Here is an 11,847-nt window from a genome sequence, read left to right as displayed (position 1 = left end):
CCCCTCGTTACTTTGGTAACGCTACCTTTACCGGGAAGGGCGGTATGTCAAGCCTGTGCATCGCCATTGCGACATTATGGTGGTTGGAGTGCCGGCCTCGCAAGATTGTTCGGCTGGCGTTGCTGACTTAGTGATTTGGCCATGGCCGCCATTGGTCATCGGCTATTGGCTTGCCTTGCCACTCAGCTCGTGATGCGTGCCGATATGGTCGCGGAAGGCATCCGCTTTGTCGCGTGGCACGCGTCCGCTCCAGCGGCGCACGATCACGGCAGCACTTCCAGCACGCCATGGCCGACAATGGCGACCTTGCCGCCGACGAGAACGGAATGGACCGCATCCGCCGTTCCGCGCGGCTTGACGTCGATCACGCTCGGCCGCCCCGAGAACCTGCCTTGATTCAGCGTGAAGATCTCGCCGGATCGGGCATCGCAGTAGCGCATGCGATAGGCGCCGACCGTTCCGGCGGCGCTGCCGGTGGCGACGTCCTCGACGATCCCGTCGTTGTTCCAGTGGCGGATTTCCAGCGCCGCCTCGTCCAACAGCACCGCAAATTGCGCGCCCGCCCGCTTCACCAGCGCGGAAATGTCGGTTCTGATCCGCGCCTTCTCCAGCGCTCCGGGCGAAACCGGCACGATCAGGTACCGCAAGCCCGTGCTCACGACGACCATCGGCAACTGCGGGTGGAGATCGGACGGGTCAAGGTCGAAGGCAGCCGCCACGTCGTCGCGGTCATCGCATTCCCCCAGGAAGACCGCCTCTCCCTGATCCAGCATCGCCGCGAAGCCGGTTATCGCGCGCTGCGTCACCACGCTCACCGTCCGCTCCGCTAGTTCGAAGATCCAATGACGCTCCTCTTCAGGGTGGCCATGGCAGTGCAGCGCGCATGCCGCGCCAATAATGGGGTGGCCGGCGAAAGGCAGTTCCGCGAACAGATCGAAAATGCGCGCGCGATAGGTGCCCGGGGTCGGCGTTTCCGCAAGGAAAATGGCTTCGAAATGCCGGAGCTCGCGCGTGATCGCCAGCATCTGCTCCATGGTCAGATCGGGTGCATCCGTGAAAACGGGCAGGCTATTGCCTGCATAGGGGCGGCCGGCGAATACGTCGACGTGGAGATAGCGGAGGGCATTCATAAGAGAGGTCACAATCCGGCGGCGAGGCCGGCGGCCAACGCCGCGATTGCCGACTCGTCACGGCGATAGAAGGTCCAGCCTTTCTTGCGGGTTGGCACGAGCAGCCCGCAATCGGCGAGCAGGCCGAGATGCCGCGATGCAGTCGCCGGAGCAAATCCGAGCCGCTCCCTGATGAAGTCGGCACAGACCCCGTCGGTCACGAGATCGCCATCGACCTGAGGCGGGAAATTGGCGACGGGGTCCTTCAACAATTCAAGGATTTTCAACCGCACCGGGCTGGCGATCGCCTTTAGCGCGGCGAGATCGATCGCAGGTTTGCTATTTAGCACATTTGCGAAATAGCGAATTACTGCCCTTCAATGCAAGTGCAAAGGCGTGCTGATATTGAGCTGCGAAAAATCGGACTAACCCGGCACCCGAACGTCCAGCGCCACGGGGTCGCACCCGGACGCCTTTGGCGGCCGCATCATTCTACTGGAGCGTGACCGTCTGCACCAGGCCGTCCATCTCGCGCGTGACCGCTGGCGTGATGTCCATGGCGTTGTTCCAGCCATAGGTGTTGTTGCGTTCGACCACCAAACTGCAGACGTTGCGCGTCACGATGCGGCCAAGCGCCTCGTTCAGCGCGCGATCGATCTGCTGCTGACCGCGCTCTTGGGCCGCAATGAAACGCACATTCTGCTGCTGCTCGATCTCGCGCGCCTGCTGGTCGAGCGCGGCCATTTGCCGCTGATATTCGATCGGCGCGGTGGCGTTCTGGCGCGCCTCGAGCTGCCGCCGCTGCTGCTCGATGCCGTTCCGCCGCTGCGCGAGATCGCCCGACAGCGACGCCTGCATCTGCTTGAGCTGCGCCTGCATCGACTGACCCGCCCGCGACGCGCCGATCGCGCCGGTGCGCGACAACAGGCACAGGCCCTGGATCGGCGGCCCAAAGGTCTGGGCCGAAACGGACGCCCCGATACAGACCAACAGAAAGGCGGCGAGCTGTCCGAACAATCGCATGCCGCCGCCTCTCGCCCAATCAGCGCGCGGCTGCAACCCGGTCCGCACAGGCCTGGTCCTGCCAGATCACCTCGGACACGGTCACGCTATAATGGCCAGGCGGCCGCTCGAAGCGGATTTCCATCCGGCAGCGAACCCGCTCGAGGCTTCCCGGCGCGACCGGAAAAAACAGCACATAATTCCACCGCCGGGTGATGCCCTCGCCGAAATGGGGCGGGCCGATCAACCGGTAGATGCTGAACTTGTCGACACCCGGCGTGATCATCCGCACCGCCGCCGGGCTGACCGTCGCGCCCAGCTTCTTTTCCTCCAGCGGCCGGTGAGGGAAAGCATCCGGATCGACCTTCGCCACATAGACCGGAACGGGGGCCGAGGCGGCATCCTTGGCGGTCGCCGCGGAGCCCGAAAGACCGCAACCGACGAGAAAAGTAAGCGTGAGAAAGCTGAGTCTCATTGCGTCCTCCTTAGAGCATCGCGCGGAAAAGTGGGTTCCGGTTTTCCGCGAAAAGCGATGCGACCACAAATGTTTAGAGCGGCGTGTCCGATTCAAAATCGGCCACGCCGCTCTAGGATCAGAACTGGATGCCGAAGCCGGCATTGGCACCGACCCGCTGCTGGGTGTCGTAGGTCACCCCGGCCTTGAAGATGGTGCGACCGTCATCCATCACCCGCGAAAGACCGAGCGCGAAGGCCGACTGGCCCTGATAGGTGCCGGCACCGAAAGCGAGCATGCCGCGACCGGGTTCGAACGCCTGGGGGAGACCCGCCGCGGCCAAGGCGCCGGCGGTTCCGGCATTGGCATTCCGCTGTATCTTCCCGAGATCATATTGGATCCCGGCCAGCTTGATATCGGTATAGGCATTGGCCGAGGCCAGTGTGCTGGCCATACCGCTGTTGAGCTGCTGGACGTTGACCGCATCGGTCGGCGCGACACCCGCCGCGACATTGCTCAGCACCGTCGCCGGGCCGCCGGGGTTGAACGTCACCGACTTGCCGCCGGCATCATATTGCACCGAATTGCCCGCGACCTGCTGCACCGCATAGAGTTGCGAGCCGTTGACGGCATCGGACGATCCCGCGTTCACGGCACCCGCGCCAACGTTCCGGACGACATTGCCGCCCATGTTGACCACCGTGTTCTGCCCCACGGATAGGCCGCCATTGGCAGTCACCGTGCCGGCGAAGGTCGGACTGTCGGCCACCGCGACCTGGAGCTGGTTGCCGTTCAGCGTCACGACGGTGTTGGAGCCGGCGGTGACGTTGAGCGTGCCGTTCGACCCGATGTTGGTCGTCGGGCCGCCATTGGCCTGGATATTCCAGCCGGCGCCGGCGGTCTGATTGATCGCCTGCAACGCGTCGTTGACGTTGGTATAATTGTTCCCGCCGACGTTCAGGTTGGTCGTGACGGTGCCGGTGCTCGAATCGTAGCTCGAATTGCCGCCCAGCCCCGCCGCCGTGCTGTTGCCCAGGTTGGTGACGTTATTGGCGACCGTGGTGACACTGCCGGCGATATTGGTCACGCGGTTGTCGAGGTTGGTGATCTGGGTGTTCTGCGCGCCCAGCGCATCGCCGACATTGTTGTACGTGTTGCCGCCGACCGCGTAGCTCGGCGCGGTATAGGCGCCGGTGGTGGGATTGTAGGACGCGCCGCCGCCCAGCGACGTGGCGGTGTTCTGCGCGACCTGGTTGAGCTGGCTGACATTGACCGCATCGGTCGGCGCCGAACCCGCCGCGACGTTGGTGACCTGGCGCTCGGCGCCCGCCGCGCCGACCGAGACTTCGCCGGCCGAGCTTTGCGGCGTGCCTAGGCCATAAGCGGAATAGCCGATCCGCGATCCCACCGTCGTCACCGCGCCCGCACCGAGCGCGACGCTGCCCGCGAAGCTTGCATTGGCGCCGGGTCCGATCGCGATCGACTGGATTCCGGTGGCGACCGAGTTGGTGCCGAGCGCGATACCGTCGGCTCGCGAGACCCGGGCATTCTGGCCGATCGCGGTGCCGCCGGGCGCGGTCTGATCGACTACCGCGCCATTGCCGATGCCGACGCCATTGTCGCCATTGACCACCGTAGTCGGTCCCACGGCCACGGAGTCGACCCCGACAGCCAGCGAGTCCAAAGCCACCGAATTGGCGTGGAAATATTTGGTCGAGGTGACCGACACCGATCCGATCGCGCCCTGAAGCTGGCGGAGCGTCACCGCGTCATTCGCCGCGGTACCGTCGGCGACGTTGATGATCTGGCGATATTCGCCGGTCGTCGAATTGCCGACCGACACCGCCCCGAGCAGCGTGGCATCGCTGGTATTATAGGGCACGAAGCCCAGCCCCGCCGGAATGGCGCCGATCGAAGGGGCGAGCGCGCGATCGGAGAGCGACCCGCTGCCCAGCGCGAGCGAGCCATCGACGCTCGCCACCGCATTGTTGCCCATCGCGATACTGTCGGTGTTGTTGGCCACAGCCTGCGGCCCGACCGCGACGCTGTTGGTGCCTACCGCCTGGCTGTCGGCGAGCGTCGAGGTGGAGTGGAAATATTTGATGCCGCCGCCATTGGTGATGTTGGTGACGGTCGCCCCGATGCTGGTCACGGTGTTACCGAGCGTGGTGACGGTGTTGCCGAGGTTGGTGACCGTATTGCCGAGATTGGTCACGTTCGTGCCGAGGCTGTCGACCGCCTGGTTGGTGGCGAACAGCTGCGATCCGTTGACCGCATCGGTCGACCCGCCATTGACCTGTCCCGCCGCGACATTGGTGATCGTCCGCTCGGCACCCACGGCACCGATGCTCAGCGTGCTGGTCGGTGAGGTTCCGGCGAAGGCGTAATTGGTGCCGTTGATCGTGATGCCGCCGGTCGCCACTGCCGCCGTGGTGGTCGAGCCGTTGCCGAGCGCGATGTCGCCGGCATTGTTGGCCACCGCATTGGGTCCGATCGCGACCGAGTCCGTGCCCAGCGCCTGGCTGTCGGCCAGGGTCGAGGTGGCATGGAAATATTTGATGCCGCCGCCATTGGTGATGTTGGTGACGGTGGCGCCGATGCTGGTCACGGTATTGCCGAGATTGGTGACCGTGTTGCCCAGGTTGGTGACCGTGCTGCCGAGGTTGGTCACGTTCGTGCCAAGGCTATCGACGGCCTGGTTGGTGGCGAACAGCTGCGATCCGTTGACCGCATCGGTCGACCCACCGTTGACCTGTCCCGCCGCGACATTGGTGATCGTCCGCTCGGCACCCACGGCACCGATGCTCAGCGTGCTGGTCGGCGAAGTTCCGGCGAAGGCGTAATTGCTGCCGTTGATCGTGATACCGCCGGTCGCCACCGCCGCCGTGGTGGTCGAACCGTTGCCGAGCGCGATGTCGCCGGCGTTATTGGCCACCGCGTTCGGCCCGATCGCGACCGAATCCGTGCCCAGCGCCTGGCTGTCGGCCAAGGTCGAGGTGGCGTGGAAATACTTGATACCGCCGCCATTGTTGATGTTGTTGACCGTGTTGCCGAGATTGGTGATGTCAGTCGTATTGGTCGCCACCTGCTGGTTGGTCGCGTACAATTGCGAGCCGTTGACCGCATCGGTCGACGTCGCATTGATCGCGCCCGGCGCAACGTTGGTGATGACCTTATTGCCGGCATTGATGCCGGTGGTAGTGACGCTGGGCCCGCCGGCGATGGTCAGGCCGCCAGTGTTCAGCAGCGTCCCGCCGGCCGTCACGCTGTTGACCGTCAGGTCGGGGTTGGTGGCGACCGTTATATCGGTGCCGGTGCGCGTGACCTTGATATTCTGTCCGTCGAGGAACTGGACCGTGCCGCCTGGCGCGACATTGGTCGCCGCATCGCCATTGGTGCGGACATTCCAACCCGCATTCGCCGCCTGGCTGGTCGCGAACAGCTGCGAGCCGTTGACCGCGTCGGTCGAGGTCGCACTGATCACGCCCGGTGCGACGTTGGTGATGACCTTGTTGGCCGCGTTGATCCCGGCGATGGTCACGCTCGGACCGCCGGTGATGGTCAGGCCGTTGGTGTTGAGCAGGCTGTTGCCGGTGGTGACGCTGGTGAACACCGGGGCGTCCGCCATCTGCAGGTTGATCGCCCCCGTCACCGGGTCGGTCACCGTTTTCAGATTGGCGCCCGAATAGCTGCCCGCCGTGGTCGCCGTGCCCTGGATGCTCAGGGTCGCGCCGAGGTCGCGATGGACGATGCCCGCGGTCGCGTCGTTGGCGGTGAAGTTCAGGCCCGCGGTCACCACGCCGCCGGTCGACGCGGTCAGCTGGCTGACATTGACCGCATCGGTCGGGTTCACGCCCGCCGCGACATTGGTGATGGTCGTGCCGGCCGCGTTGATCCCGATATTGGTCAGGCTCGGACCGGTGCCGCCATTGGTGGTGAAGCCGGTGCTGGTGATGCTGGCACCGCCCGCGCCGCCGACATTCACCGCGGTGCCGATCGCCAGGATCGGGGCGAGGTTGAACCCGACATTGTTGCTGGCCGCGGTCTTGCTGACCACGATGTTGCCGTCGCTATTGTTCAGGTCGACACTGGTGCCCGTAGCGCTGGCCACACCGACATTGGTCGCGTTGGCGCCCTGGGCCGTCACGTTCCAGCCGGCAGTGGCCGCCTGGCTGGTGGCGAACAGTTGCGAGCCGTTGACCGCATCGGTCGAGGTCGCATTGATCGCCCCCGGCGCGACATTGGTGATGACCTTGTTGGCCGCGTTGATCCCGGCGATGGTCACGCTCGGACCGCCGGTGATGGTCAGGCCATTGGTGTTGAGCAGGCTGTTGCCGGTGGTGACGCTGGTGAACACCGGAGCGTCCGCCATCTGCAGGTTGATCGCGCCCGTCGCCGGGTCGGTCACCGTCTTCAGATTGGCACCCGAATAGCTGCCCGCCGTGGTTGCCGTGCCCTTGATCGACAGGGTCGCGCCGAGGTCGCGATGGACGATGCCGGCGGTCGCGTCGTTGGCGGTGAAGTTCAGGCCCGCGGCCACCGCGCCGCCGGTCGACGCTGTCAGCTGGCTGACGTTGACCGCGTCGGTCGGGTTCACGCCTGACGCGACATTGGTGATGGTCGTCCCGCCCGCGTTGATCCCCGTGGTGGTCACGCTGGGGCCGCCCGCAATGGTCAAGCCGGTGGTGCCGAGCACCGTGCCGCCGGCGGTCACGCTGTTGACAGCCACATCGTTCGCCAGGTTGAAGGTGACGTCGTTGCTGGCGGTGCCCTTGGTCACGACGATGTTGCCGTCGCCGTTCTTGAGATCAATGCTGTTGCCGGTCGCGCTGCTCGCGCCGACATTGGTCGCGTTGGCGCCCTGGGCGGTCACCGTCCAGCCCTGGCCCAATGCGCCCACCGCCTGGTTAGTGGCGAACAGCTGCGACCCGTTGATCGCATCGGTCGAGCTGCCGCTGATGCGGCCCGCGGCGACATTGGTCACGGTCCGCTCAGCGCCGGGGGCGCCGACGCTCACCGTGCTGCTGGGCGTGGTGCCGACAAAGGCATAATTGGTGCCGTTGATCGTCACGCCCGCCGTGCCTACCGCCGTCGCGGTGACCGAGCCCGAGCCCAGCGCGACATCGCCCGCGCTCGCCGCGGCGATCGCGCCGTTGCCCAGCGCGACATTGCCGGCAAGGCCGGCCGCACCCGCGGTCGAGCCGTTGCCGAGCGCGACGCTGCCCTGGCCGATCGCCTTGTTGTTGTTGCCGATCGCGACCGCGCCATTGGCCTGGTTCGCGGCCGTCGCCGTCGCCGTCCCGTCGCTATTGGCGATGTTGTTGGCGCCGCCGGTGAAGGCGCCGGTGCCACTGGCGAAGCTCGGATCGCCGATCGCCACCGCGCCGTCGCCGAACGCGGTGTTGGAGCGTCCGATCGCCACCGCGCCGCCGGCGGCGGTGCCGGCAGTTGCCGTGCTCAGATTGCCGATCGCGACGTTCACGCCGGTCGCGCCGGTCGTGGCGGAATCGCCGACGGCGACCGAGGAGGCGCTGCCGGACGTTGCCTTATATCCCAACGCGACCGAATTCGTGAAACCGGCAACCGTGTTCTGCCCGATGGCGACGGCGCGTTGCCCCGATGCCGAGGCTGCCGTCCCCAGGAGCGGGGTGCCGCCGCCACTGCCGATCGCGATGGCTCCTGAAGCGGTTGCGCCGGCCCCCGTCGTTGGCCCCGCGCCGATGGCGATGGCATAGGCGCTGCTTCCGGACGCCGCCGCCCCGAGCGCGATCGAATTCGTGCCGAGCGCTGCGGCTTGCGAACCGATCGCCGTCGCGTTGCTCTGGCCGGTACGCGCCGAACCGCCGACCGCGACCGCCCCAAAATCGGCACCCGAACTTTGATTGAGGGCGCCATTGCCGATCGCGACGCTGTTCGATGCCGCCGAAACCGCGTTCGGCCCCGAGGCGACGGAGTTCAGACCGGTCGCGCCGTTATTGGTATAGTTGCCGCGCACCGTGCCGCCGTCATTGACGCTATAATAATGCCCCTGCACCGCAGCGGTGGCGGTGGTCAGCTGGCTGACATTGACGGCGTCGGTCGGGTTCACCCCGGCCGCGACATTGGTGATGGTCGTGCCGGCCGCGTTGATGCCGGTGGTAGTCACGCTGGGGCCGCCGGCGATGGTCAGGCCGTTGGTGTTGAGCAGGCTGTTGCCGGTGGTGACGCTGGTGAACACCGGGGCGTCCGCCATCTGCAGATTGATCGACCCCGTGGCCGGGTCGGTCACCGTTTTCAGATTGGCGCCCGAATAGCTGCCCGCCGTGGTCGCCGTGCCCTTGATCGTCAAGGCCGTGCCAAGGTCGCGGTGAACGATGCCGGCGGTCGCGTCATTGCCGGTGAAGTTCTGACCGGTAGTCACCACCGCACCGGTCGACGAGGTCAGCTGGCTGACGTTGACGGCATCGCTCGGATTCACGCCCGCCGCGACATTGGTGATCTTCGTGCCGGCCGCGTTGATCCCGGTGGTGGTCACACTCGGGCCGCCGGCGATGGTCAGGCCGGTGGTACCCAGCACCGTGCCGCCCGCGGTCACGCTGTTGACCGTCACATCGTTGGCCAGATCGAAGGTGACGTCGTTGCTGGCCGTGCCCTTGGTCACGACGATGTTGCCGTCGCCGTTCTTCAGGTCGATGCTGTTGCCGGTCGCGCTGGTCGCGCCGACATTGGTCGCGTTGGCGCCCTGGGCGCTCACCGTCCAGCCCTGGCCCAGCGCGCCTACTGCCTGGTTGGTGGCGAACAGCTGCGATCCGTTGATCGCATCGGTCGAGCTGCCGCTGATGCGACCCGCGGCGACATTGGTGATGGTGCGCTGGTCGGTCCCGCTGCCGACGCTGACGGTGCTGGTCGGCGTGGTGCCGGCGAAATTATAGGTCGTGCCGCCGATCACCGTGCTCGCGGTTCCCACCGCTGCCGCCGTGACCGAGCCCGAGCCTAGCGCCACATCGCGCGCATTGTTGGCGATCGCGGAGTCGCCGAACGCCACCGCGCCCGCCGCAAGCGCACTGCTGGTGTTGCCTAGCGCTACACTGCCCTGGCCGACCGCCTTGTTGCCATTGCCGATCGCGACCGCGCCATTGGCCTGGTTCGCGGCCGTCGCCGTCGCCGTTCCATCGCTGTTGGCGATGTTGTTGGCGCCGCCAGTGAAGGCGCCGGTGCCGCTGGCATAGCTCGGATCGCCGATCGCCACTGCGCCGTCGCCGAACGCGGTGTTGCCGGCGCCGATGGCGGTGGCCTTGCCGCCCGTCGCGGTCGAGCCCCTGCCGACCGCCACAGCATCGGTCGAGTTCGCCACCGCGCCGAGGCCGACCGCCACAGCGTTCGCGGCCGTCGCACTGGAATTGTTGCCGACCGCCACAGCGGCGGTGCCCGTGCCCTGCGCTCCCGAACCTGCGGCAACGGAGCCGATTCCGCTCGACACTGCCCCATTGCCCAGGGCTAACGCGAAATTGGCCGAAGCATTGGCGGAGGGACCGAATGCTGCCGCGCTTGTCGCCGTTGCCTGTGCGGCGGTCCCGACCGCGGCGGCGGCGTTGCCGGACGCCGTGCTCTGGCGACCGATTGCCATGGAGTCGGTCTGGGATGCGGTCACGTCCGTGCCGATGGCGATCGCGCTCCCGGCAAGGGCGCCTGTTCCGGCGCCGGTGCGGGCGCCCAGATAGATGGAGTTCACACCGCTGGCAGTCGCTCCAAGGCCAATGGCCGCGGCGTTGGCTTGGCTGGCTTGAGCGTTGTGGCCGATCGACGTAGTGTTATTGACGGTAACGCCGATACCGGCATTGGTGCCGATCGCGACGTTGTCGGTGCCCGTGACCAGGCTGCCCGCGGAAGCGGAGAGCGTGGCGTCATAGGCGACAGTGCCATCGCCGGTGCCTAGGGCGACGTTGCGCTGGCCCGTGACGCCGGAACCGGCGCCTCTCAAGACGTTGGGGACACCCCCGCCGACAGCGGTGTTCTGTCCGCCGCTGACGAGCGTGCCCGCCGCAATGCCCACCGCAACCGAGCTCGCGTTGCCGGTGGTGGATCCCGCGCCAGCGCCCTGACCGACCGCAACCGTGCTGCCGCCGACGGCTGTCGCCTGCGCTCCGAGCGCGGTCGCACTGTTACCAGCCGCCTGAGCACCGTTACCGACGGCGGTGGAGGCAGTGCCTGTGGCGGCGGACACCCGGCCGAGGGAAAGGGAAGAATCGCCGCTAGCTACCGATCCGTAGCCCCCAGCCAACGCCCAGTTATTGCTGGCGGTGGAGCCGACGCCAACGGCGGTGGAATTTCCTCCCGTTGCCTGGGCGTTGGTGCCCAGCGCGCTGGCACCGGCCGCGGCGGCATTTGCTGCAACGCCAATCGCGACAGTGTTGATGTTGCTTGAAGTCGCGCCGCCGCCTATCGCCACGGCCCCGCCGGCGCCTGTGGCCGACGCGTCTTGGCCGATTGCCACCGAATATTGTGTCGATGAAATCGCGCGAGTTCCGATCCCAATCGCATTGAGCTGGGAAGCCGTCACATCGGTGCCGATGCCGATGGCCCCCTGCGCAAGCGCTCCGGTTCCCGCGAGGCTACGCGCGCCGAGATAGACAGAGTTGATCTGGGTCGCGGCGGCCTGGAAGCCGATGGCGACGGCGTTCTGGGCGGCAGCGTTGGTATTATGACCTTCCGCCACGGAATCCTGTCCAGATGCCGTTGCCGTATTGCCAATCGCGACACTATCCGCCCCGCTCGCGGTCGCAGTCTGGGTGGTGGTTCCGATCGCAATGCTCCGGGGCCCCGACGCCGTGCCGTTTCCGACGGAGGTCTGGGCAAATGCCGGCGCGGGCAAGCCGAGCGCGGCGAGCGCGGCCAGGCCGCCGATCACGCTTGCCGGGCTCGCAGACGCCAGCAGCACCGAGCGGGCGCCGCCGCCGAAGCCGAGCGATCCGACGCCCATGTCCTTGTGGTCGATGCCCAGCACGCGGTGCGCGCGGCGCAGCACCGCCATCAGGCGCCGCCGCTGTGACCAGCTCGCGCCCTCCGCGCCGACGACCCAGTTTGCGGCAAAGCGAGTGCGACGAACATTCTGCGACTCATACCCGGACATGGCACTTCCCCTTGTTGAACTGGCCGCGGCACCTCAGCCGATGGCCCGGAGCGAACACACAGCGTCCCCATCGCCCCGACGCACGGGGACGCTTTCACGACTTCCGAAACTCAAATTGCGGCTATTGGAGAGGACCGAGCGACGCGCCTTGGCTCATCCCGGCCCTCCCGGGA

At 66.7% G+C, this 11,847-nt stretch carries 5 protein-coding genes; all 5 read right to left on the bottom strand.

The window, feature by feature from the left end; genetic code table 11:
* Positions 1–263 precede the first annotated feature (263 nt).
* Positions 264–1,130: a PhzF family phenazine biosynthesis protein gene (locus AC1DRD_RS02555; RefSeq protein WP_478040105.1), complete on the bottom strand. Its 867-nt coding sequence runs from the start codon at positions 1,128–1,130 to the stop codon at positions 264–266.
* 8 nt (positions 1,131–1,138) lie between these two features.
* Complete coding sequence (locus AC1DRD_RS02550) at positions 1,139–1,402, bottom strand: ArsR/SmtB family transcription factor (RefSeq protein ID WP_478040104.1); 264 nt, start codon at positions 1,400–1,402, stop codon at positions 1,139–1,141.
* Between the two features lie 199 nt (positions 1,403–1,601).
* Positions 1,602–2,132, bottom strand: a complete 531-nt coding sequence (locus AC1DRD_RS02545; protein ID WP_478040102.1) for an OmpH/Skp family outer membrane protein — start codon at positions 2,130–2,132, stop codon at positions 1,602–1,604.
* Between the two features lie 19 nt (positions 2,133–2,151).
* Complete coding sequence (locus tag AC1DRD_RS02540; protein ID WP_478040100.1) at positions 2,152–2,586, bottom strand: hypothetical protein; 435 nt, start codon at positions 2,584–2,586, stop codon at positions 2,152–2,154.
* A 118-nt stretch (positions 2,587–2,704) separates the two neighbouring features.
* Positions 2,705–11,674, bottom strand: a complete 8,970-nt coding sequence (locus AC1DRD_RS02535) for a hypothetical protein (protein ID WP_478040098.1) — start codon at positions 11,672–11,674, stop codon at positions 2,705–2,707.
* Between the last annotated feature and the right edge of the window lie 173 nt (positions 11,675–11,847).

The sequence above is a fragment of the Sphingomonas sp. P4_G2 genome, assembly GCF_056401155.1.
This window is presented reverse-complemented; position numbering and strand designations above follow the sequence as displayed.

Bases quoted from the DNA above. Each gene is read 5' to 3' on its own strand.
- AC1DRD_RS02555 (WP_478040105.1), bottom strand. From the start codon at position 1,130: ATGAATGCCCTCCGCTATCTCCACGTCGACGTATTCGCCGGCCGCCCC.
- AC1DRD_RS02545 (WP_478040102.1), bottom strand. From the start codon at position 2,132: ATGCGATTGTTCGGACAGCTCGCCGCCTTTCTGTTGGTCTGTATCGGG.
- AC1DRD_RS02540 (WP_478040100.1), bottom strand. From the start codon at position 2,586: ATGAGACTCAGCTTTCTCACGCTTACTTTTCTCGTCGGTTGCGGTCTT.
- AC1DRD_RS02535 (WP_478040098.1), bottom strand. From the start codon at position 11,674: ATGTCCGGGTATGAGTCGCAGAATGTTCGTCGCACTCGCTTTGCCGCA.